Below are 24,660 nucleotides of genomic sequence, written 5' to 3' on the forward strand. Positions count from 1 at the left end.
TCGTTCCGACTTCGATGTGGCGAGTCCCGTCGATCAGGCTTTCTGTCGCAGTTCCGGGACGATCTCCCACCCATCTGACGGAGCGGAACGGCCGGGATGCGTGGTTGCGTCCGGCGTGAGAGGAATCTCCATGGAATTGTTCCACCATTCCCCGGGAAAGGGTCTGCGGCTGAGCCGCCTCATAAATCCGGTGTCCGGCAGGACCTTCGTGGTACCCCTTGACCATTCGGTCGCGGACGGCCCGATCGCCTCCGCCGCGGCCGTTCGTGACATCGCTCTCGCCGTGTCGCGCAACGGCGGGGACGCCCTGCTGGTCCACAAGGGCCGCATGCGGTTCCTGCCGGCGGAAGCCCTGCGCGGCACGGCCGTGGTGCTCCACCTGAACGGGATCACGCGGCACGCCCCCGACGCCAACGCCAAGGTGCGCCTCGCCGAGGTCGAGGAAGCCCTGGAGCTGGGGGCCGACGCGGTCAGCATCCACATCAACATGGGCTCCGACACCGAGGCCGAGCAACTGAGCGACCTGGCCAGGGCCGCTGACGGCTGCGCCCGCTGGGGCCTGCCGCTCATCGCCATGGTCTATCCGCGCGGACCGCGGGTGAGCGACCCGACCGACCCCGAGCTGGTGGCACACGCCGCGAACCTCGCCGCCGACCTCGGTGCCGACATCGCGAAGGTGCCCTACACCGGCTCGCCGGCCACCATGGCCGAGGTGGTGCGCAGTTGCCCGATCGGCATCATCACCGCCGGCGGCGCCCCGGTGGGCGGCCAGCAGCTGGCCCGGACCGTCGGCGACGTCGTGGCGTCCGGCGCGCTCGGCGTGGCCATGGGCCGCAACGTCTGGGCTTCGCCCGACGTCGCGGGCACCGTGCGCCTGGTCGCCGACGCCCTGCACATGCCCGCCCTCGACCCCACCGTCGGCGACATCACCGCCGGTGTCCCCTCGAACCCCGACCGCGAGCTCGCGGCGGTCCACCCCGCACCCGCCCAGACCTGAACCGCACATCAACGAGGAGTTCGCAGTGAAGCTCACCTGGATCGACGTCCGCGGGCTGAAGGACCTCACCGCCCCCGTGATCGAGGAGGCCGTGCACGTCGGCATCGACGGGTTCGTCTCCGACGACCCGGAGCTGCTGGCCACGATCCCGCCGAACAAGAAGAAGGTCGGCCTCATCCTTCCGGACACTCCGGAGTCCGCAGCCGTGAAGCTGGCGGAGATCGCCGACATCCTGGTGGTCGACCACGCCCTGGCCGGGAAGTACGAGCCCGCGCTGCCCAGCGCGGAGAAGGGCGTCTTCGTCACCGTCACCGGCGAGGAGTCGTTGGCCGTCGCCTGCACGGTCGCGTCCACGGCCGCCTGGACGCTGGTGGAGTTCCAGCAGGACCCGAGCAAGATCCCGCTGGAGATCCTGCTGGGTGCCACGGACAAGGCCGAGGGCAAGCTGATCACCGTGGTCACCGACCTGCAGGACGCCGAGATCACCCTCACCGTCCTCGAGCGCGGTCCCGAGGGCGTCCTGCTGCGGCCCGAGGCGGTGGGCGAGGCGACCACGCTCACCGAGATCTGCCGGGAGGGCACCGAGCGGCTGGAGCTGGAGGAGCTGACCGTCACCAGGCTCGCCCACGTGGGCCTGGGCGACCGGGTGTGCGTCGACACCTGCTCCCACTTCAAGCAGAACGAGGGCATCCTGGTCGGCTCGCACGCCACGGGCATGATCCTCGTGAGCAGCGAGACGCACCCGCTGCCGTACATGCCGACCCGCCCGTTCCGGGTGAACGCGGCCGCGCTGCACTCCTACAGCCTCACGCCGGCGAACCGGACCCGCTACCTCGCCGAGCTGCGCTCCGGATCCGAGCTGCTGGCCGTCGACACCGACGGCAACACCCGGCGCATCGTGGTCGGCCGCATCAAGATGGAGAGCCGCCCGATGCTCCTGATCGAGGCGCAGTCGCCCTCGGGCGGCAAGGTGAACGTGATCGCCCAGGACGACTGGCACGTGCGGGTGCTCGGCCCCGGTGGCAGCGTCCACAACATCACCGAGCTGAAGCCCGGCGACGTCATCCTCGGCTACGCGCTCACCGACCAGCGGCACGTCGGTTACCCGATCCGGGAGTTCCTGCACGAGCAGTGATCCCGTCCGTCCTTCCTCGGCCCCCTCGACCGCGCCCGGTCGAGGGGGCCGACACGTTTGACGGGACGGGCGGGACCCGGCCGGCGCGTGCCGACCTCACTCGATGAGCAGCGAGAGCGCGCCCTTCGTCGACTCGTCGGCCGGGAACCGGGCCAGCAGGTGGACGCGGGGGTCGTCCGCGGCGATCAGCTTCGACTGCCGCAGGACGAGCCGGCCCGCCCTCGGGTGCGTGAAGTGCTTGTCCACGGTCTGGTAGTCGGCCACCTCGTGCCGCTGCCAGAAGCGGGCGAAGTCTGGTACGGCGGCCAGCAGATCGGCGACGACCGCCGCGAACCGCGGGTCGCCGGGCTCCTCGTCGGCGCGCACGCGGAACTGGGCGAGCACCTGGCTGGCCTGGGCCTCCCAATCCGCCATCAGGAAGCGCGCGGGTGGCCAGCCGAAGATGACCCAGAGCATGTTGCGCCGCTCGACGGGCAGCGCGGCGTAGCCCGTGAAGAGAGCGGCCTCGGCGCGGTTCCAGGCCAGGACGTCCCAGTGCTGGTCGAGGAGCACCGCCGGGTTGGGTTCCAGCGCCCGCAGCATGGCGTCGAGCTGCCCGTCGGAGCCGGGGCAGCTGTGCGGGTCCCCGAGCTCCGGGGGCAGTTCGTCGCAGAGCCGGTACAGGTGCCGGACTTCCGGCGGGGAGAGCCTGAGGGACCGCGCGAGGGCGGCCAGAACCTGGCGGGAGACCTTGATGTCGCGGCCCTGCTCCAGCCACGTGTACCAGCTGAGGCTCACCCCGGAGAGCGCGGCCACCTCCTCGCGGCGCAGCCCCGGAGTGCGGCGGCGCGACGAGTCGCAGATCCCCATGTCGTCGGGGGACAGGCGCTCGCGCCGCGAGCGCAGGAAGGCCCCGAGCGCACGGCGGCCGGGGTTGCCGGAAGGTGTCCTCGCTACCACCCGCGCAACCCTAACAGCCAGGCCTCGCCCGCCCCGGCGGCGCAAGGGGCGGCGGAGCAAGGCGGTTCGCCGCCGGTGTTCAACTGTTCGGAACGGAGCACTTGAACACCCGCCGAGGCCGGGCGGGACCCGGACGACGCCTCGGCCGGCGGCCGCCACCCGGGCCGGCGGATCGCCCCCCGCACCCGTCGGCGGAATCCGGGCCGACGCCCGTTCCGCCGAGGACTCCGCCCCGGTGGGACGGGGGTGACATCGAGCTGAGGCTCCGTTACCGTAATTTTCGCGTACGTCTTTCGGTAATGAAGAGACGGAAACGTGCTCGGCGGCCCGTGAGGCGTTCATTCGGTGAATCCCTCCCGCCGAAGACGATTCGGGTCGGACGAGCGGATCCCCGGCCCGCCGAATATCTCCGGTTCGTTGGCACGCCTTCGCAGGAGCGATCTCCCGGGACGCCGTCTCAATGCCGAGACGCGACGCTGCTTCCCCCTCTTCTTCTTGTTGGTGCAGACCCTTCCTGCGAAGGCCGTCCCCCCTGCGGGGTGAGCCGGCCGAGAAGCGGCCGGAATAGTACTTCAGGAGGCGAATCACCCATGGCGACCGCTGAGGCATCCCTGCGCATACAGCTCCTGGGGCCGGTGCGCGCGTGGCGCGGCGGGGTGGAGGTGGCGCTGGGCCCGCCCAAGCAACGAGCCGTCCTCGCCCTGCTCGCCTGCCGCGCCGGCGACGTCGTGGGCGTCGAGGACATCGCGGACGCGGTGTGGGGCAGCGTCGTCCCGCGCACGGCCGCCAACGGCGTGCACACGTACGTGGCCGGACTGCGTCGCGTCCTGGATCCGTATCGCGGCCGCAGAGCGGCGAGCGCGGTGCTCGGCTTCCAGTCCGGCGGGTACTGCCTGCGCGTGGACCCCGCGGACGTGGACGCCACGCTCTTCGTCCGACGCCTCGGCGAGGCGCGGAAGTCACGGGGCGAGGCCCCCTCCGAGGTGACCGCGCGGTTGTACGAGAAGGCCCTGTCCCTGTGGCAGGGCGAGGCGCTCTACTCGGTTCCCGGGCCCTTCGCCGTACTGGAGCGGGACCGGCTGCGGGACCTGCGGTTGACGGCCGTCGAGGAATGGGCCCTGGACATGCTGGCGGCGGGGCGACACGCCGAACTGGTCACCGAGCTGACCGGCGCGGTTGCCGAGGAGCCGCTGCGCGAGAAGCTGCGCTGGCTCCTGATCTCGGCGCTGTACCGCGGGGGCCGGCAGGCCCACGCGCTGCAGGTGTACGAACAGACCCGGGAACTGCTGCGCCGGGACCTGGGCATCGAGCCGGGCGCCGACCTGCGCCGGCTCTACCAGCAGATCCTGTCCGGGCGCCCGCAGCCGCGCTCGCCCGGCGCGGACACCGGGCCCCTCCCGTCCACGAGCCCGCGGCCGATGCTCCAGGGCATCCCCAAGCCAGCCCAACTCCCGCCACTGGCAAGGGGATTCGTAGGCCGGGACAGAGAGCTGGGGTGGCTGGAGGGGGTCGTCACCGGCGAGAGCAGCGGCGGCGCGACGACACCCGTGGCGGTGGTCGACGGACCGGCCGGGGTGGGCAAGTCGGCGTTCGTCCTGCAACTGGCGCACCGACTCCTCGACCACTTCCCCGACGGGCAGTTGTACGTGGACCTGCGCGGAACCGGACCGGAGGGCCGCACCGTCAGCGCCGTCGACGCCCTGGGGCAACTGCTGGGGAGCCTGGGCGTGGACGGCGCGCGGATGCCCCCGGGCCTGGCCGCCCGAGCCGCCCTCTACCGCAGCCTGCTGCACGGCCGGAAGATGCTGGTGGTGCTCGACGACGCGCACAGCCCCCACCAGCTGCGTCCGTTGATACCGCGCGGATCCTCCTGCGTCCTGGCGACGAGCCGGCAGCGGTTCAGCGGGCTCGCGGCGCGCGACGGTGCGCACCTGGTCACGATCGGCCCCCTGCACGAGGAGGAGTCGGCGCGGCTCCTGACCGACCTCAGCGGGGGCCGACTGCGCGGGCAGGGCCCGGTCACCGCGCGCCTGGTGGCGCAGTGCGGCGGACTGCCGTTGGCCTTGCGCATCGTCGCCGAGCGCCTGGCGGCCAACCCCGGGATGCCGCTGGACGCCCTGATCGAGCCCTTCGCGGCGGAGCGCGGCCGACTCGACTGGCTGATGGTGAACGGTGACGCCGCGGCCAGCATGCGCGGCGCGTTCGACGCGTCGTACCAGGCGCTGCCTGCGGACGCGGCCCGGATGTTCCGTCACCTGGGCCTGCACAGCGGGACGTTCACGGAGGAGATCGCCGCCGCGCTCGCGGGAACGGACCGGGCCACCGCCCGCCGCCTGCTCTCGGTCCTGGTCGCCAACCACCTGCTGGAGGAGAGGCCGGACCACCTGTACCGCTTCCACACCCTCGTGGGCCTCTACGCCGCCGAGTGCGCCGAGCACGAGCCGGCGGCCCGCCGCCAGGAGGCCCTCGACCGGCTGAGCCGGCTGGCGCCGGCCCAGCCGCCGTCGCGTCCCGCGCCCGCCGACACACCGACGACCAGATGCCTGGCCGGCGTCGCGCACTGAGCGGCCGCCCCGAGGGTCCGCGCTCGCACCAGTGACTCCGGACGACGTGCCCACGAGGTGCTCACCGGCCACCCTATGGAGGAACCCATGGAACCCACAGACGCCTCAGGCGGTCAAAGCCCCGCTGCCAAGGGCCTGTTCGTCCCGGTCCGCGAGCGCGGGCGCGTCCATCTCATCAGGCTCTTCCGCACCCCGCTGGGCACCCGCACCGTCGTCGGTTTCACCTCGCGGGCACGGCTGGCCACGGCGCTGGGCGACGACCAGGCCTGCGTCGAGCTCGCCGAGCCGATCCTGCGGGAGCTGGTGGAGCCGCTGGGGGTGACCCGGCTGATCGTGGACCCGGACCTGGTGGCCGCGCCCGTTCCGACGCGGACCGTACCGTCCGCCGTCGCGAACCGGCGACGGCTGGAGGTCGAGCCGTCCCTCCCGGGCGGCCGTCGCCCGGCCGGCGCGGGGTAGCCGGGGCGGCCGCCGGGCGGAAGGGGTGGCCGCGGGGTCAGCCCACGGCGGAGCGCATCCGCTCCAGGATCTCCCGCAGCACAGTGGGGGACGTGCCGAAGTTGAGCCGGACGAAGCCCTCGCCACCGGGCCCGAAGGTGCGGCCGTCGTTCAGGAGGACACGGGCCTTCTCCAGGAAGAAGGTGTACGGGTCGGTGGGCAGGTCCAGGGACCGGCAGTCCAGCCAGGCCAGGAACGAGCCCTGCGGGGGCGTGTACCCGATGCCGGAGGGCAGCTCCGCCCGGACCAGCTCGGCGTTGCGCTCCAGGACCGGCCGCAGCTGGGCCAACCAGGAGTCACCCTCCCGCCACGCCGCCAGGGTGGCGGCCACACCGAAGGTGTTGGGCTCCCCGTACAGGTGGGTCGGGGAGGCCAGCGCCGCGCGCACCTCGGCCGCACCGACGTGGGCGACCGCGCAGCGGACCCCCGGCACGTTGAACGCCTTGGTCGCCGACGTCAGCGTCACCGTCCGCGCCGCCACCTCCGGCGAGAGGGAGCCGAACGGAATGTGCCGGTGCGAGCCGTGCACGAGGTCGGCGTGGATCTCGTCGGCGATCACCAGGAGGTCGTACCGGCAGGCGAGTTCGGCGAGCCCTTCCAGCTCGGGCCGGCTGAGCACCCGTCCGGTCGGGTTGTGCGGATTGACCAGCAGCAACACCCGGCAGCCGCGGTCGGCGAGCTCGCGCTCGAGCCGGTCGGCGTCGAAGACCCAGCCGTCGTCCCGGCGGACGTACGGGACGGAGATCAGACGCCGTTCCATGCCCGTCACCGTCGCCAGGAAGGGCGGATACGTCGGAGTGTGCACGGCGACGCCGTCACCCGGCCCGGTGGTGACCGCCAGGACGGCCTGGAGGCCCTGGTTGATGTCGGTGAACTCCCGTACGTGAGCGGGGTCGAGCACCCAGCCGTAGCGTTCGCGCATGCGCTCGGCGAACGCGGCGCGCAGCGGGATCTCCTCGGGGCGCCCGTCCCATGCGGGGTATCCCACGTCCTCCTGCGCACAGCGGACGAGCGCCTCCCGTACGGCGGGCGCCGGCGCGAAATCCATCTCCGCGATCCACGCCGGAAGCACATCCGGTTCGGCCCGGTTCCACTTCACCCCCGGGCGGCGGGTCAACGATGAGAGCTCGACGTCCTCGAACACAGCCTTCTCTTTCCTGTCCGCAATCGCTCTCCAGCCGTTCCCGGCACGTCGCCGTCGCCGGGGAACTCCTGGGATCTCCGCCCATCGAACTCCACCAACATATCCCGGCAGCCCGCGCGGTCCGCCACCTCGTGAGGGGGAGCGCTGATGCTAGGACTTCTTGTCTCCTGGCTCCCACCACGCACCCGTCGGACGCTGGAGCGACCAGCATCAGCGCGTCGCAGAAAGGCCGTCAGATGTCCCAAGACACCCGGCTCGGCAGGACCGGCCCCGAACCGCCGTCGAGCGTGCAGACCGGGTCGGTACCGCGGCCGGCGGAGGCCGGGAGTGTGCCGCCGGTCCTGCGAGTGGCCTGCTTCCTCAGCAACTTCGACCGGTTCGCGATCACGCCCCTCCTGGTGGCCGTCGCCGCCGGATTCCACGTCCGGCTCGACGAGGTCGTGCTGGTCGCGAGCGGCTACTTCTTCGCGTACGGGTGCGCCCAGCCGGTGTGGGGCATGCTGTCCGACCGGTACGGGCGCATGCGCATCATCCGCTTCTCGCTCGCCGCCGCGGCGGTGTGCGGGCTGGCTTCCGCGATCGCGCCGAACCTGACCGTCCTGGTGGTGCTGCGGATCGCCACCGGAGCCTTCTTCGGGGCCGTGGTCCCCACCTCGCTGACGTACGTCGGGGACACCGTCTCCCCCGCGGTGCGCCAGCGCGCCCTGTCGGACCTCCAGGTGGCCCTCGCCATCGGCACCGCAGCGGCCACCCTGGTCGCCGGCGGGGTGGCCGAGCTGCTCAGCTGGCGGGCGATGCTCGCGCTCTCCGCGGTGCTGGCGGCGATCACGGTGGTCGCCACGCGCGGCCTGTCGGAGTCCCGGACCTCGACCACCCTGCGGCGTCCCACCGAACAGCTCGGCTCGGTGCTGCGGCTGAGGTGGTCCTGGGTGGTCATGGCCTTCGGCCTGGTCGAGGGAGCGGTGCTGCTCGGCTGCTTCACCTTCCTGGCCCCGGCCCTGCAGGACCACGGGGTCGGCACGATCGGCGCGGGCGGGGTGACCGCCCTCTACGGGGTCGGCACCCTGGGCTTCTCGCGCCTGCTCAAGACGGTGGCGACGCGGCCCCCGTGGACGCTGCTGGCCGCGGGCGGCGTGATGATGGCGGGTGGCTTCCTGATCGCCTCCCTGAGCCTGTCCGTGGTGGGCATCGGGGTGGCCGCGGTCCTGCTGGGAGGCGGCTGGTCCTTCTTCCACTCCTCGCTCCAGACCTGGGCCACCACCTTGGTGCCGGCCGCCCGCGGCACCGCCGTCGCGCTGTTCGTGTCCGCCCTGTTCGTCGGCAGCTCGATCGGTTCGGGCCTCGGCGGTCCGCTGACCGAGCACGGGCACTACCAGGAGCTGTTCGCCCTCGCGGCGGTCACCGCGGTGCCCCTGACCGTGCTCGCCGCCTGGCTGCGCACCCGGTACACCCCTACCGACTCCTGAGCTCGACGGGGGTCGGCACACCGGACCCCAGGGCGCCGTCCTCACCCCCGGAGACGGCGCCCTGGCCCCGGCGGGCGAGCAGCCAGTACATGACCGCGGGCAGGACCAGGCCGACGATCCACGAGATGTCGGCGCCGCCGAGCCGGGCGACCAGCGGTCCGGTGTACAACTCGGTGGACAGGAAGGGCAGCTGGACGAGGATGCCGACCGCGTACGTCGTCAGCGCCGGTAGGTTCCAGGCGCCGTAGCGGCCGCGGGGGTCGGCCAGGGCCTCGATGTCGTAACGCTCGTCGGACAGCAGGTAGAAGTCGACCAGGTTGATCGCGCTCCATGGCGTGAAGAACGTCAGGAGGCACAGCAGGAAGGTCGAGAAGGACTCGAGGAAGTTCCCCCGGCCGAGTAGTGCGAGTGTTGTTCCGGCGAGCATGATGCCACCGACATAAAGGCTGCGGGCGAGCGGCCCGACCGGGCCGATCGGACGGAATCCGCTGATCCCGGTGACGACGGACATGAATCCGCCGTAGGTGTTCAGTACGTTGACCGTCAGTTTCCCGAAGGCGATGGAGAAATACAGCAGCACCGTGACGGCGGCCGAGCCGCTCATGCCGACGATGTTCCCGACCTCGTCGCCCTGCCCGCCTCCGTGCCAGGCCGCCGTGAGCGCTCCGAAACCCATCGCCCACTGCGCGCCGAGCACGCTGCCGCCCATGGTCGCCCAGAACACCGAGCGCGGCGCGGTGTCGCGCGGCAGATAGCGGGAGGAGTCCGCGACGTACGGGCCGAACCCCAGCTGCCAGGAAGCGGACAGGGACATCGCGAGCAGGAACAGCGGCACCGAGAAGTGGTGGTGTCCGAGGAGCGATCCGAGCGGCGCGGTGCGCACCAGCTCGACGCTCAGGTAGAGGAAGGCGAGAGCGCCGACCGCTGCGGCGAGCTTCCCGACGCGATGGATCAGCCGGTAGCCGACCGCGGCCGTCACCGCGGTGGCGAGCGCGAAGATCACGATGCCGGCGCTCTCGCCCGTGTGCGCGAGGTGCCCGACGGCCTGCCCGGCCAGCACGCTGCCGCTCGCGAAGAACCCGATGTACATCACGATCGAGCAGACCAACGGGACCGCCGCCCCTTTGACCCCGAACTGGGCCCGGGAGGAGACCATTTGCGGCAGCCCGAGTCGCGGGCCCTGGGCGGCGTGCAGGGCCATGACCGCTCCGCCCAGAAGGTTTCCGGCCAGGAGCGCCACCAGCGACCACAGCGCATCGAGTCCGAACACCACGGCGAGCGATCCGGTGACCACCGCGCTGATTTGCAGATTGGCGGGGAACCACAGGGTGAACAGGGTGAACGGTCTGCCGTGCCGCTCGTTATCGGGGATGAAATCGATGGAATGCCGTTCGACGAGCCCGCTCAGCGGGATCGCTTTTCTCTTCTTCGGCATGGAAATCTCCGCGGAAGGAATTCGGTGGATAGCGGACCCATGATGGCTCCGGTCGCTGACTGAGTGTCAAGGCTCATTGCCGTGCGCATGGTTGCCGCCGCGGCCGATGTCGACGCCCCGCGCGATCGGCGGCGCGGGGCGTCGGGCACGGGACCGCACCAAGTGATCGACGCGGCCGCGGTCCGGCTCGGGGCAGCCCGCCTCGCCGGCTGGCGTCGGTCGGGTCGGGGCCCGCCCGGTCGCCCGTCCGATGCACCGGACGGGCGGGGCCCTCGCAGCGGCAGCCGGAACCGCGTCCTCCGGGCGGTGCGACGGGGGATCGCCGCACCTGACCCCCACTCAGCCGCGTCCGCTGGTCATGCCCCGCCGACCGTCAACCGCTTTGCCACGTCGCATGGTTGTGCGGTTCTCGCCCCGGGGATCGGTTCAGAAGAATCTGGGACAGTCGGTTTAGTTTCTTGGTAGCGTCAGTGCGCCAAACGTTGAACCGACGATGCCTGAGGGAGGCGTTGATGCTCGACGCGTCAACGGCAGACGGGGCCACGCCGCCAGCGCCGGACATGTCTCAGCAGCAGCCAGTCACGGAACTGGTCCCCATCAACTCACTGGTAGCGTCCGACTCACCGCGAACGGCCGGCGAGAGCGCAGCTCACGCCGAAATGCTGGCCGAAGTGCAGACCCCGCTGCCGCCCATCGTCGTCCACCGGCCGACCATGCGGATCGTCGATGGCATGCACCGGGTTCAGGCGGCGGTGCTCCGAGGAGAGGACTACGTCCGGGTTCAATTCGTGGACGGCACGGCCGACGACGCCTTCGTGCTGGCCGTCCGACTCAACGCCGAACACGGCATGCCGCTGTCGCGCCGGGACCGGGTAGCGGCGGCCGAACGCATCATCGGCAGCCATGGCCAGTGGTCGGACCGCCGCATCGCTGAGGTGACGGGTCTCTCGCCGGTCACGATCTCCGCGCTGCGCAAACGAACGACCGCCGACACCGACCAGGCGAAGGTCCGCACCGGCCGCGACGGGCGTTCCAGACCGGTCAACAGCGAGGTCGGCCGGCGTCGCGCCGTCCAGGTCATCGCGGCCCGCCCGGACGCCTCGTTGCGTGAGATCGCACAGGAGGCGGGGATAGCCCCGGCGACGGCCAGGGACGTCCGCCAGCGCATCCGCGAGGGCAAGGACCCGGTTCCGGCCAAGCTCCGCAACGCCGCGCAGGCCGACGGCGAGGCGGGCGGGCGCAGGGGGCGCGAAAAGGTCGTCGCGGAGACCGCGGGGCGCGGCGCCCGGGTGGAGGCCGTCGTGGTCGCCGGGCCCGACCAGTTCGCGAGCCTGCGCAAGGATCCCTCGCTGCGCTTCTCCGAGTCGGGTCGGGCGCTGTTGCAGCTCCTCGCGGCGAACGGGGTCGACGACACGCGGTGGAGGTGGATGATGAGCGGGGTGCCGGCCCACCGCTACGCCGACATCGCCCGCGCGGCCCGGACCTGCGGAGAACGCTGGCTGAACTTCGCCGAGCAACTGGAACGAGGCAGCGGGGTGCGCGCACGCCGCGCCGTGTGAACGCGCCGGCCGGCAGCGTCCCGAGCCGACGGCCCCCGACCCGCACCGCTGCGGCGGCTGGCGGGAACACGACCGTTCGCCGTCGGGACCGAACGGGATCGTCGAGACCGTCCTCGACCGCCGCACCCACCGGTTCGCGAGGTGGGCGGCCCGGTGCGCCCCGCTGCTGGGTGGGGTGCTGCCGGGCCGTCCGCCGGGCGTGACGGAGGCCGGCCGGCGTGCGGCGGGAGGTGGACCCAGGACCGGTGCAGTCGCTCAACTCGCGCCGCTGACAACGGGGTGTCTCCGGGGTCGGTCCTGGCCGACGCGTTCGGGGCAGCGGGCTCCATGCGGTCAACGCAGCACCGTCCCCGGTCCAGTCAACCCCGCCGATCGAACGGAGAGCGTCGGCTCCAGCGGAACTCCAGGCGGCCCGGCCGGCGGCGGACACCAGGACCTGCTTCCACCCGCGCTGCCTCGCCGGGGCCGTCCTCGGCGAGCACGCAGGCGGGCCGGCCCGCGAACCGGGGGAGCAGTGATGTCCTCCGCCCTTTCCCGCGACACCGCAGAGCAGCGGCGCGAGGCCGCCTCCGTCGTCGAGGACCTCGGTCTGCGAGACCGGCCTGCACCTGCGCCTGACCACCGCCCCGCCCCGGAGCCAGCCGGCTCCGCGGCGGGGCCGTGCCCTGCCCCCGTCCGTCAGTACTCGGCGCTGGGCGCCGCCGTGGTCGGGCCCAGGTCCGGCTCGTCGCGCAACTCCAACGCCTCGCCGTGGAGTTCGAGTTCGAGCACCAGCACCTCGTTGTCCCCGGCACGCCACAGCGGCGCGGGGGCGTAGAGGGTGCGCTGGGGGCCGTCGGCGCGGTAGCGGCCGAGGAGGAACCCGTTGACCCACAGCAGGCCGCGGCCCCAGCCGGGCAGGGCGAGGAACGCGTCGGCGGGGGAGTCGAGCCGGGCCGTGAAGCGGTGGAACACCGGCTCGCCGTCCGCGGGGGCCACGTCGTCGGTGAAGTCGAGGGCGGCGAGGGCGGCTTCGGTCAGCGGCAGCGGATGGATCTGCCAGCCGAACAGCCGCTGGTCCCCGTGCGAGACGCCGCGGGTGATGCCCTTGCGGTCGTCCATCTGCGGCCCGTAGTTCACCCGGCCCAGCGCCTCGACCAGGATGTCCAGCTGCACCCCGTCCTCGCCGGTGGCCAGCGCCAGCGTGGCACCGGGGTCGTTGCGCTCCAGCGTCCCCAGCGGGCGCCCGTCCGCGAACACCTGCGCCCGGTCGGCCAATCCGTCGATGCGCAAAGGCAGTTCGGGACGCGGGCCGGGCACGCGGGTGCGGTAGTGGATCAAGCCCAGGTCCTGCCCGAGGGCCTCCATCGGCAGCGGCGCCGCCCGCTGCACCGGCTGCGACAGCGCGTCCAGGGCCGCCAGCAGCGCCGCCCGCCCCTCGGCGCGCTCCAGCCGCTGCGGCGCCACCCGGGGCAGTAGGGGCGGCAGTTCGTCCTCGGGCAGGTCCAGGTAGCGGCCGATGACCTCGCGCAGCGCGTGGAACTTGTCGGTCAGCTCGCCCGCCTCGCCGATCGGCGCGTCGTAGTCGTAGCTGGTGACGGTCGGCTCGTACCCGGCGTCGTACGGGTGGGCGCCGGAGTGGTTGGCGCCCGCCCACAGGCCGAAGTTGGTGCCGCCGTGCGCCATGTACAGGTTCACGGAGGCGCCGGTGGCCAGCAGTTCGTCCAGCGAGGCGGCCGTCTCCTTCGGATCGCGGACGTGGTGCGGCTGCCCCCACTGGTCGAACCAGCCGATCCAGAACTCCATCGCCGCCAGCGGCCCGTCCGCCTGGTGGCGGCGCAGCAGCGCCAGGCGTTCGGGCGCGCGGGAGCCGAACGTCGCGGTGGCCAGGTGCCCGGGGATCGAGCCGCCCTGCTGCATGGTGTCGTGGGCGCCGTCGGTGGTGAACAGCAGGCAGTCCACACCGCGCCGCACCAGGCCGTCGCGCAGGTGGCGCAGGTACGCCGCGTCGTCGCCGTAACTGCCGTACTCGTTCTCCACCTGCACCGCCACCACCGGCCCGCCCCGGCTGGCCAGCAGCGGCAGCACCTCGGGCACCAGCGCGTCGAACCAGCCGTCCACCTCGGCCAGGTACGCCGGGTCCGCGCACCGCAGCCGCAGCCCCTCCACCGCCAGCAGCCGGGCGGGCAGGCCGCCGAACTCCCACTCCGCGCAGATGTAGGGGCCCGGGCGCAGGATCACGTCCATGCCCAGCTCCCCGGCCAGCCGCACGAACCGCCCCACATCGCGCCACCCGGTGAAGTCCGCCTGCCCGGGCCGCAGTTCGTGGAAGTTCCACGGCACGTACGTGTCCACCGTGTTCACCCCCAGCGCCCGCACCCGCCGCAGCCGGTCCTCCCACAGCTGCGGATGCACCCGGAAGTAGTGCACCGCCCCCGCCACCACCCGGTGCGCCACCCCGCCTCGCACGAACCCGTCCGCGTCGTACCCGAGCATGCGCCACCCCGCCCTTCCACAGCAGAACCCGTCCCCGCCGAGCCTAGCGAGCACCACCGCGCGCCGAGCGGCCATCACCCGGCGAGTCCGCGACCGCACCCCCGGCACGGCAACGCCGCGGCGCCGCGCCGATCCCGGCCCGCGCCCGCATGCCACCAGGGCAACGGCGGCGGCCGCGGTCACGCCGCCACGGCCGCCGCCGGCGCGAACGAGGGCTCCGGCCACCCCGTCACGGCCCCCGCTCCAGGCGAGCTGCCCGAGGACAAGACCGCCGACGCGCCCGCCCAGGCCGTGGCGCCACCCCGGAGCACCGAGCTGCCCCCACCGACGCCAAGGCCGCCGACAAGCCGGCGACCCAGCCCGCCGGCAGAATCGACCCCGACAAGAGCCTCAACCCCACCCCGGCAAGGAACCTCTCCACCGCCGCGCCAGGCCAACTCCTACCGCAGCGAGACCGACGTCGTCCCGACTCCCCGAAAAGCGCACCGCACAGCAGCGGACCTTCCAGAACACCGACGGGACCTTCACGACCCGCAATTACGTCGAGCCCGTCAACTTCCGCCGCCGCGACGGCTCCTGGGCCTCCATCGACACCACCCTGATACCCTCCGGCACCGCCACCGCAGGCCGCGCCGCCCCCGTCCAGAACGGCTGGACCACCACCTCCACCGAGCAGCAGCTCAAGCTCGGCCTCACCGCCGACGCCGACCCCCTGGTCCAGCTCCAACTCGCCGACGGCATCTCCGTCGGCTACACCCTCCAGGACGCAGCCGCCGCCCAGGGCACCGCGCAGAACAGCACCGTCACCTACCCCGAGGCCCGCCCCAAGGCCGACCTGACGATCCAGGCCGGAAACTCCTCCTTCAAGGAGAACCTGGTCCTCAAGGACGCCACCGCCCCCACCGAGTGGGTCTTCCCGCTGCGCCTGCAGGGTGTGAGCGCCTCCCTGGACGCCGACGGATCCGTCCACTTCACCGACGCTTCCGGCACCCTGCGCGGGCGCATGCCCGCCGGCTGGATGCAGGACTCCAACTCCGCGCCCAACACCGAGGAAGGCGTGATCACCGGCGGCGTCACCTACGAGCTCGTCCAGCTGCCCGGCGCAGGCCAGGCCCTCAAGGTCAAGCTCGACGAGGCCTGGCTGCATGCTCCCGAGCGTGTCTACCCGGTCAAGGTCGACCCGTCGGTCTCCTCCGTTCAAGCCCTGGAGACCACCTACGCCTACTCCGGTCACGAGCAGGACTTCTCCGGCGACACCGTTCTCAAGGTCGGTACCAACAACGGCGGCAAGAACCAGGCCACGTCGTTCGTCAAGTTCACCGGCATCGAGGACTCCCTCAGCAACGCGACCGTCCTCGGCGCCCGCCTGAGCCTGTACAACGGGTGGTCCTACAGCTGCACCCCGCGCACCATCACCATCCACCAGGTCACCTCCTGGTGGTCGCCCGGCTCCCTGCGGGCTTCGTCCGCGCCGTCCACGGGGCCCGCGCTGGCCGCCCCCTCCTTCGCCCACGGCTGGCGGCCCAGCTCCACCAGCCCCTGGGCCTGCCCGGAGGCCTGGGAGTCGATCGACCTGGGCGCAGACGGACGCAACCTGGTCAACTCCTGGACCCACCACTGGACCGCGAACTACGGCCTGGCCATCAAGACGGACGCCTGGGATAACTACTCCTGGAAGCAGTTCGGCAGCGCCAACATGTCCGGCGGCCAGCCGTCCCTGGACGTCACCTGGTCCCGCTACGGCGCCGACTACGAACTCTGGGGCCTCCAGCAGCCGGTGACTGCCACCCAGGAAGGCATCGTCCGCCTGCGCGTGTGGAACCGCGGCATGGACACCTGGACCCCCACCAACAACTACAAGATGTCCTACCTGCTGTTCGACCAGTGGGGCAACAACATCACCAACTACGGCACCAACATCGCCTGGACGTCGATGCCGAACGACGTCCCGCCGGGCGGCAGCGCCGTGGTCGACGCGCACATCCGCTCCCTCCCGCAGGGCGCGTACACCGTCGCGTTCACCATGGACCAGTACCAGGTCAGCAACTTCTACGCCGACGCAGGCGTGCCGACGATCAACATCCAGATCTCCTCCGTCAACGTCCCCCCGTACATCACCCGCCTCGCCCCGCCCTCGGGCGCGATCGTCTACCAGCTCCAGCCCACCCTCACCGCCGAAGGCGTCGACCCCGACCGGGCCCCGGCATCCGACGTGGACTACCGGTTCGAGGTCTGCCGGGTCGTGGGCGGGGACGCACGCGTGGACTGCCACAAGTCCTCCTGGCACCAGCCGTCCAGATTCGTCGTGCCCCAGGGATGGCTGACCTGGAACGAGCAGTACGCCTGGTATGCGGAGGTCGGCGACGGAGCCGCCTCCAGCCCGCAGACCCAAGCCTCCTACATCCGCACCGTCCTTCCCCAGCCCAACCAGTACACCACCACCGCTGACACCGGGCGCAGCGTCAACACCGCGGTCGGCAACTACACCACGGCCGCCACCGATGCCGCCCTGCCCGCCGTAGGCCCCGAACTCTCCGTCACCCGCAGCTACAACTCCCTCGACCCGCGCACCGACGGCGCCTTCGGCTCCGGCTGGTCCACCCCCTGGGACATGCGCATCCAGGTCGAATCCAGCAACTGGCTCACCCTGCCCGGCAACGTGCTGCTCACCGCCGCCAACGGCTCGCGCGCCAGGTTCGGCTGGGACCCGGGCAAGAACGCCTACGTACCCGGCAGCGGCATGGCTGCCGACCTGCGCAAGAACGACGGCGGCGGCTGGACTCTCACCGACCGCAGCGGCACCGTCCACACCTTCGGCGCCGATGGCAAGCTCACCCGCGTCACCGACACCGCCGGCCACACCCAGGACCTCGTGTACGCCTCCGGCCGCCTCGTCCAGGTCGAGGACACCGCCTCCGGCCGCTACCTCAATCTCAACTGGACCGGCAACCACGTCACCGCCGTCGCCGCCGCCGGCTCCACGGGCGGGTGGGCCTACCAGTACGACGGTGACCGGCTCACCAAAGTCTGCCCGCCCGGCGTCGCCCTCACCGCCACCACCGGCTGCACCCAATACGAGTACGGCACCGGCTCGCGCTACCGCACCGCCGTCCGCGACGCCGGCCCCTCCGCCTATTGGCGCCTCGGCCAGGCCGACGGCAGCTCCCTCACCAACGACGCCCAGGTCAGCGACCGCTCCCCGGCCGAGGCCCAGGACGTCACCTGGGGCGCGGACGGCGCACTGAGCGCCAGCGGCAGCCGGGCCGTCACCTTCAACGGCCGCTCCACCAGCTACGTCGAACTGCCGAACCGCGCCATCAGCTCCTCCGTCAACCGCAGCGTCGAGCTCTGGTTCCGCACCGCCGGGCCCGGCGTCATCCTCACCTACCAGAACCGCGCCATGGGCGAGGACCCCTACAACGTCGTCCCGGCCCTGTACGTCGGCACCGACAACAAACTGCGCGGCAAGTTCAACAGCCCCGGCGCCCCCGTCACCAGCACCACGGACGTCACCGACAACGCATGGCACCACGTCGTGCTGGCCGGTGCCCGCGACAACACCGCGATGTTCCTCGACGGCGCCCTGGTCGGCACCACCCCAGGCGTCATCGATCACCTCAACATGGACCGCGCCTACCTCGGCGGCGGCTACACCGGCAACTGGGCCGGCAACTGGCCCGCCAGCAACGGCGGATGGTCCTGGTTCACCGGCCAGATCGACGAGGCCGCGGTCTACGACTACCCGCTCACCGAGCAGACCGTCGCCGAGCACTACGCCCTGCGCACCGGCAGCGCCCAGCTCACCAAGACCACCCTGCCCAGCGGCCGCGTCAGCGCCCAGGTGACCTACGACGCCACCACCGAACGCGTCACCAAGGTCACCGACGCCGCCCTCGGGGAGTGGAAGATCGCCGAACCCACCTACAGCGGCGGCTCCTTCCTCTACACCAACGCCGTCAAGGCCTCCGACCCAGCCGCCTACTGGCGCCTGGGTGAACGCGACGGCGCCAGTGCCACCAGCGAGGTCGGCAACGGACTGGCCGGCACCTACGGCGACGCCGTCACCAAGAAGGCCCCCGGCGTCTTCGCCCCCACCGACGACACCGCCGCCCGCTTCGACGGCTCCGCCAAGTCCCAGATCGAGATACCTCAGGACGTCCTGCACGCCAAGACCGACCTCGCCGTCGAACTGTGGTTCAACACCACCACCCCCGGCGTGCTGATCGGAGACCAGAGCCGCACCATCGACGACCCCAACGGCGTCGGCGGCACCTGGACACCCGTGATGTACATCGGTACCGACGGCAAGCTGCGCAACCGCTTCTACGGCAGCGCCGACACCACCATTGCCTCCCCGAACGCCGTCACCGACGGCACCTGGCACCACGCCGTCTTCTCCGTCCAGGGCACCACCCAGACCATCTACCTCGACGGCCAGGTCGTCGGCGTCCAGAACGGCACCGTCGATTTCCAGCAGAACAGCCACACCTACATCGGCGCCGGATTCGCCCGCTCCTGGCCCGGATCTCCCGGCGACATCAGCCACTTCACCGGAACGATCGACGAAGTCGCCCTCTACCAGCACCCGCTGAGCGACCGCGATGTCGTCGCCCACTACCGCGCCCGCAGCGCCCAGGTCAGCGGCCAGGGCACCGGCTACCGCGGCTCCGTCGTCGCCGACTCCCCCGGCGGCTACTGGCGCCTGGACGAGACCGGCGGCACCACCGCCGCCAGCGAGGTCGCCGCGGTCAAGGGCAACGGCACCTACGCCCCCGCCGTCAAGCCCGGCACCACCGGCGTGTTCGGCCCCGGCGACGGACACGCCGCCCAGTTCAACGGCACCAACACCTCCTACATCGACGTCCCCGCCCAGATCCTGCGCAGCCAGACCGACCTCGCCGCCGAACTGTGGTTCCGCACCGGCGGAACCGGCGTCCTCCTGGACCAGTCCAACAACACCAGCGGCAACACGGTGCCCGACCTGTACGTCGGCACCGACGGCAAGCTGCGCGGCATGTTCTTCGGCGCCAGCGGAGGCCCGATCACCACGACCAGCACCGTCACCGACGGCTCCTGGCACCACGTCGTGATCAGCGCGTCCCAGGGCACCCAGTCGCTGTACCTCGACGGCACCCTGGTGGGCACCGTCTCCGGCACCGTCAACCACCTCGACATGGACCGCGTCACCGTAGGCGGCGGCTACCTCGGCAACTGGCCCGCGGGCAAAGGCGGGTGGTCCTGGCTGAACGGCCAGATCGACGAAGTCGCGTTCTACCAGCACCCGTTGAGTGCCGAGCGTGTCGCCGCCCACTACCAGGCGCGCTCCGCCTCCTCGGCCACCGAGCTCGCCTCCCGCGTCACCCTCACCGACCCGGCCGGCAGCACCAGCACCGACATCTACGACGCCACCCGCGGAAACCGCCTCATCTCGCGCACCGACGAGGCCGGCAACACCACCAGCTACACCTACGACACCGGCGGCTTCGTCCACACCGTCACCGACCCCAACGGCCACTCCACCGTCAGCGGCCAGGACGCCCGCGGCAACACCGTCTCCATGACCACTTGCCGCGACGTCAACTCCTGCTGGACCTCCTACACCAGCTACTTCCTCAACAAGGACAACCCGCGCGACCCGCGCAACGACAAGCCCACCGAGACCCGCGACGCCCGCTCCGCCGGGCCCGGCGACACCACCTACCGCACCACCGTCGCCTACACCGCCCTCGGCCTGCCCGAATCCACCACCCGCCCCGACGGCCGCACCACCCGCACCAGCTACACCACCGGCACCGAACCCGCCTACAGCGGCGGCACCACCCCCGCCGGGCTGCTCGCCAGCGAGACCACCGCCGCCGGCGCCGTCACCAGCTACGCCTACTACTCCACCGGCGACCTGGCCCGCACCACCCTGCCCAGCGGCATGACCCTCACCTACGGCTACAACCTGGCCGGACGCAGGATCTGGACCAAGGAGACCTCCGACGCCCAACCCGACGGCGTCGTCACCACCTACGAGTACGACGAACTCGGCCGCCAGACCGCCCAGACCGGCCCCAAGGTCACGGACGCCGTCACCGGCGACACCCACCAGACCAAGACCACCGCCAGCTTCGACGCCGACGGCCGCCCCACCGCCACCACCACCACCGACATCGCCGGCACCGACGGCACCCGCACCACCACCAGCAGCTACGACAGCGCAGGCCGCCTGGAAAGCGACACCGACCCGATGGGCGGCGTCACCCGCTACGGCTACGACGCACTCAGCCGCCGCACCTCCCTGACCGACCCGCTCGGCCAGGTCACCCGCTACACCTACACCCCCCGCAGCCAGCCGGCGACCACCGTCGTCGAGGGCTGGAACGGCGACGGCAAGGGCGTACGCGACCTAACCCTGGACTCCCGCGCCTACGACCCCGCCGGCCGCCTGGCCTCGGTCACCGACGCCATGGGCGCCGTCACCAGCTACACCTACTTCGACGACGGCCTGCCCGCCACCGTCACCGCCGAGAACGTCACCCAGGCCGACGGCACCACCCACTCCATCGTCCTGGAAGCCGACGAGTACGACGGCGCCGGCCACCTGATCAAGCAGACCACCGGCGGCGGACGCACCACCGCCGTGCGCACGATCGACCCCTCCGGACGCGTCACCCAGACCGTCACCGACCCGGCCGGCCTCAAGCGCACCACCTCCCTCGGCTACGACGCCGACGACCACGTCACCACCAGCACCATCAAGGTCAGCGACACCGAGAACAGCGTCCAGACCAACGCCTACGACACCGCCGGGCGCCTGACCCGCAGCCAGCTCTCCTCCTCCACCGGCGGCCCCACCGCGGTGAGCACCTTCAGCTACGACCAGCGCGGCCTGCTCACCTCCGCCACCTCGCCCAACGGCAACGCCCCCGGCGCCGACCCGACCGCCTACACCGCCACCTTCCAGTACGACACCCTCGGACGCCGCACCGCCACCACCGCGCCGCCGGTCGCCGCCGAAAGCGGCGGCACGCCCGCCGCCACCGTCCGCCCGACCACCACCACCGGCTACAACGCCTTCGGCGAAGTCGTCTCCACCAAGGACCCCCTCGGCCAGGTCACCAAGCTCACCGTCGACCCGCTCGGCCGCGTCACCGAAACCCGCCTGCCCTCCTACACCCCGCCCGGCGCCACCGCCGCACTAAACCCCATCAGCCGCATCGAGTACGACAAGCTCTCCCGCGTCACCGCCACCACCGACCCGGCCGGACGGCGCACCACCTTCGGCTACGACCGCCTCGACCACCAGAACCTGCGCGTCGACCCCAACTCCACCGGCCCCTTCCAGCCCCAGACCGGCGACACCCCGCCCACCTGGACCACCACCTGGACCCCCACCGGCCTCCAGTTGTCCGCCACCGACCCGCTCGGCGCCCGCACCGAAGCCACCTACGACCAACTCGGCCGCACCCTCACCACCACCGTCGTCGAGCGCCAGCCCACCCCCCAGAACCTGACCGCCAAGTTCACCTGGGACGACGCCGGCAACCGCACCGTCGTCACCACTCCGGCCGGCAGCAGCACCACCGCCACCTACAACCCCGCCGGCGAAGCGATCGCCACCACCGACCCGGTCGGCCGCGTCAGCAAGGCCGAGTACGACGGCCTCGGCCGCACGGTGCGCGCCATCGCCCCCCTCGGCGAATCCGTGCGCACCCGCTACGACGGCCTCGGCAACCCCGCCGCCACGGACAACCTCGACCCGGCCGGCACCGTGCTGCGCACCACCACCGCCACCTACGACCTGGAGGGCAAGCCGCTCACCACCACCAGCCCCACCACAGGCGCTGTCACCCGAACCGACTACGACGCGCTGGGACGCCTGGTGAAGCTCACCGAGCCGGTGGCAGCCGGGCAGGGCATCAGCACCACCTTCGGCTACGACGCCGCAGGCAACCGCACCCGCCTGACTGACGGCAAGGGCAACACCACCGTCTACACCTACAACACCTGGGGCCTGCCCGAGTCCACCGTCGAACCCTCCACCACGGCCCATCCCGCTGCCGCTGACCGCACCTGGACCACCGCCTACGACGTGGCCGGCCAGGCCGTGCGCAGCACCGAACCCGGTGGCGTGGTGCGCACCAGCAGCTACGACCCGCTCGGGCGCCTGGTACGCGAGAGCGGCACCGGCGCCGAGGTCGGCACCACCGACCGGGAGCTGGCCTACGACAAGGCCGGGCACCTTATCCGGCACAACTCGTCCGCTCTGAACGGCCAGAACTACGCGTACAACGACCGCGGCCTGCTCATCAAGGCCGGCACCGACCTGACCACCCCCGACCAGACCTGGGAGTACGACGCCAACGGGCGCGTCACCAAGCGCACCGACAAGGACACCGGCCTGACCGTCCTCGGCTACAAGGCCGACGGCCAGCTCGACTGGGCCAACAACCCCAAACTGAACATCAAGAACTGGTACGGCTACGACGGCGACGGCCGCCCGAGCAAGCAGTGGTACATCCAGGCCGACCCGGTCGATACCAGCAAGGACCAGGTCAAGTCCGAGCGGCGCCTGAGCTACGACCCGCTCGGCCGCCTGGCCGGCGACCAGCTGCTCGCCGTCGGCGCCACCGCCGCCCCGCTATCCGGCACCACCTACGAATACGACCTCGACAACCGCCTGACCCGCAAGACCGTCAGCGGCGGTGCCACCGACCCGGTCAAGGACAACCGCTACGGCTACGACCTGGCCGGCCGCCTCACCTCCTGGACCGCCGACGGCACCACCACCGCCTACACGTGGGACGCCGCCGGCAACCGCACAGGCAACGGCACCGCCACCGCCTCCTACGACGAGCGCAACCGCCTGCTGTCGGACGGCACCAGCACCTACCGCTACACCGCGCGCGGCACCATGGCCGCCGTCACCACCGGCACCAAGGAGGACACCCTCGCCTACGACGCCTTCGGCCGCCTGATCACCGAAGGCACCACCACCTACACCTACGACGGCCTCGACCGCGTCACCAGCCGTAATGCCGCCCGCTTCAGCTACGACGGAGGCTCCAACAACCTGACCGGCGACGGCACCTGGACCTACGCGCGCGACACCGCCGGCAACCTGCTCGGCGCCGCCAACGCCACCACCAGCGTGCGCCTGCGCACCGACCAGCACACCGACGTCACCACGACCCTCGACCACAACGGCACCACCGTCACCGGCTCCACCACCTACGACCCCTTCGGCAAGCCCACCGTCACCAGCGGCACCGGCACCACCCTCGGCTACCAGAGCGGCTGGACCGACCCCAGCACCGGCGACGTCAACATGGCCGCCCGCTGGTACCGTCCCGGCACCGGAGGCTTCACCAGCCGCGACTCCTACCTTCTGAGCCCTACCCCCTCGGTTCAGGCCAACCGCTATACCTACGGCAATGCCAGCCCCATCAACGGCACCGACCCCTCGGGGCACTGCTTCTGGGACGTCTGTGTCATGGAGGGAGCCGCCGCGTGGGCCCTCGGGGCCGCCGTGGTCTGCTACTTCTCCTGCAAGCAGATGGCCAAGGCCGGCGGCGACCTCGTCAACAGCACGGCCAACGGCCTCTCCAACACCTACGACTGGGCCCACGACATCGAGCCCAAGAAGGACGACCACAAGGACCGCGACGACAGGTTGTGGGACAACACGAAGCCAACGGTCGAGCGCCCCGTTCCCACGCCTGACTGGGAGCCGCCCCGTCCCGACGACGCCATCCGGCACATCGCGGCCTCCTACACGGCGGCAGATTTCCTTGCGATGCTGACTACTCAGCAGAACGCCCAGCCGATCGTCATCGACCTTCCGTGGCCGCTTCCCGCCCAGGGGTTCGGCAACTCCCTGGACCGCTTTGGCAGCGGCGATCGCACCTGCTACCGAAACGGTGGGGCCTACATCGACTACGGCGACCTCGACGCCGCCCGGGGCAACCGGGCCACCGCCGCGGACGCTTGCATCGACAAGACGCTCATCGGCAAGGGCACCGCAGCGAGCAAGGAACCGGGCGGCTACCAGGAAGCCCGGGACCTGGCCAAGAGCGAAGGCCTCAAGGAGTCGACTGCGATCAATGCCTGCCACCTCATCGCGGACAAGCTCGGTGGATCGGGGAGCAAGCTTGAGAACCTCTCCACTTGTGCGCGTCAGGCCAATTCCTACCGCAGTGTCGCCAACGGTCGGCTCGAGGACAACATGCGGGCCTTCGAGAAGGAAGTTGTCGGCCAGGTCGTGAGCAGGAATCAGATCGTGCACTACAACGTGGAACCGGTCTACGCTGACGACACCAAGGTGGTTCCCGTTGCGTACGTCATGATGGCCTTCGGGACCGACGCCGCCGGGGTGCCCGGCTTCCGGAAGGCCGAGGTCGTTCCGAACTCCTTGTACGGACTGAAAACCAAGACCTGGTACAACCTCGGGCTTCAGTGAGAGA

The 24,660-nt window shown here is 71.5% G+C and carries 11 protein-coding genes; 7 read left to right on the top strand and 4 right to left on the bottom strand.

Translation table 11 applies throughout. The features are described from left to right. Nucleotides 1-130: 130 nt before the first annotated feature. Both ACGF07_RS04325 and ACGF07_RS04330 read left to right on the top strand, forming a co-directional pair. Complete coding sequence (locus tag ACGF07_RS04325; RefSeq protein WP_392895304.1) at nt 131-997, top strand: 2-amino-3,7-dideoxy-D-threo-hept-6-ulosonate synthase; 867 nt, start codon at nt 131-133, stop codon at nt 995-997. 25 nt (nt 998-1,022) lie between these two features. Further along, nucleotides 1,023-2,132 (top strand): 3-dehydroquinate synthase II family protein, encoded by a 1,110-nt coding sequence (locus tag ACGF07_RS04330; protein WP_350741376.1) that lies wholly within the window; start codon nt 1,023-1,025, stop codon nt 2,130-2,132. A 96-nt stretch (nt 2,133-2,228) separates the two neighbouring features. Here the strand turns inward: ACGF07_RS04330 and ACGF07_RS04335 are convergent, their stop codons facing one another. Continuing rightward, nucleotides 2,229-3,071 (bottom strand): helix-turn-helix transcriptional regulator, encoded by an 843-nt coding sequence (locus tag ACGF07_RS04335; RefSeq protein ID WP_350741374.1) that lies wholly within the window; start codon nt 3,069-3,071, stop codon nt 2,229-2,231. Between the two features lie 590 nt (nt 3,072-3,661). On the opposite strand from ACGF07_RS04335, the gene ACGF07_RS04340 reads away from it, so the two are divergent. Both ACGF07_RS04340 and ACGF07_RS04345 read left to right on the top strand, forming a co-directional pair. Beyond that, entirely contained in the window at nt 3,662-5,635 is a 1,974-nt protein-coding gene (locus tag ACGF07_RS04340; RefSeq protein ID WP_392895306.1) for a BTAD domain-containing putative transcriptional regulator, read from the top strand. An 87-nt stretch (nt 5,636-5,722) separates the two neighbouring features. Next, nucleotides 5,723-6,094, top strand: a complete 372-nt coding sequence (locus ACGF07_RS04345; protein ID WP_350741370.1) for an SAV_915 family protein — start codon at nt 5,723-5,725, stop codon at nt 6,092-6,094. 37 nt (nt 6,095-6,131) lie between these two features. Here the strand turns inward: ACGF07_RS04345 and ACGF07_RS04350 are convergent, their stop codons facing one another. Then, nucleotides 6,132-7,181 (bottom strand): MalY/PatB family protein, encoded by a 1,050-nt coding sequence (locus ACGF07_RS04350; protein ID WP_392895309.1) that lies wholly within the window; start codon nt 7,179-7,181, stop codon nt 6,132-6,134. A 332-nt stretch (nt 7,182-7,513) separates the two neighbouring features. On the opposite strand from ACGF07_RS04350, the gene ACGF07_RS04355 reads away from it, so the two are divergent. Continuing rightward, nucleotides 7,514-8,743, top strand: a complete 1,230-nt coding sequence (locus ACGF07_RS04355; RefSeq protein ID WP_350741365.1) for an MFS transporter — start codon at nt 7,514-7,516, stop codon at nt 8,741-8,743. Here the strand turns inward: ACGF07_RS04355 and ACGF07_RS04360 are convergent. Next, on the bottom strand, nt 8,730-10,178 hold the full coding sequence (locus ACGF07_RS04360; protein WP_392895311.1) for a purine-cytosine permease family protein: 1,449 nt from the start codon (nt 10,176-10,178) through the stop codon (nt 8,730-8,732). The two genes, ACGF07_RS04355 and ACGF07_RS04360, sit on opposite strands and share 14 nt — an antisense overlap. 512 nt (nt 10,179-10,690) lie before the next feature. Between ACGF07_RS04360 and ACGF07_RS04365 the strand changes: the two genes are divergently transcribed. Next, the gene (locus ACGF07_RS04365; RefSeq protein WP_392895313.1) at nt 10,691-11,737 is read left to right on the top strand and encodes a ParB N-terminal domain-containing protein; all 1,047 of its coding nucleotides are present in this window, start codon (nt 10,691-10,693) and stop codon (nt 11,735-11,737) included. A 678-nt stretch (nt 11,738-12,415) separates the two neighbouring features. Here ACGF07_RS04365 and ACGF07_RS04370 read toward each other — a convergent pair. Further along, nucleotides 12,416-14,212 (bottom strand): beta-galactosidase family protein, encoded by a 1,797-nt coding sequence (locus ACGF07_RS04370; protein ID WP_392895315.1) that lies wholly within the window; start codon nt 14,210-14,212, stop codon nt 12,416-12,418. Between ACGF07_RS04370 and ACGF07_RS04375 the strand changes: the two genes are divergently transcribed. Further along, a complete protein-coding gene (locus tag ACGF07_RS04375) occupies nt 14,211-24,656 on the top strand; it encodes a LamG-like jellyroll fold domain-containing protein (RefSeq protein ID WP_392895317.1) in 10,446 nt (3,481 codons plus the stop codon). The genes ACGF07_RS04370 and ACGF07_RS04375 overlap by 2 nt on opposite strands. The last annotated feature ends 4 nt before the right edge of the window (nt 24,657-24,660 follow it).

Origin of the sequence: Kitasatospora sp. NPDC048194 (assembly GCF_043202455.1) — a bacterium.
Lineage (GTDB): Bacteria > Actinomycetota > Actinomycetes > Streptomycetales > Streptomycetaceae > Kitasatospora.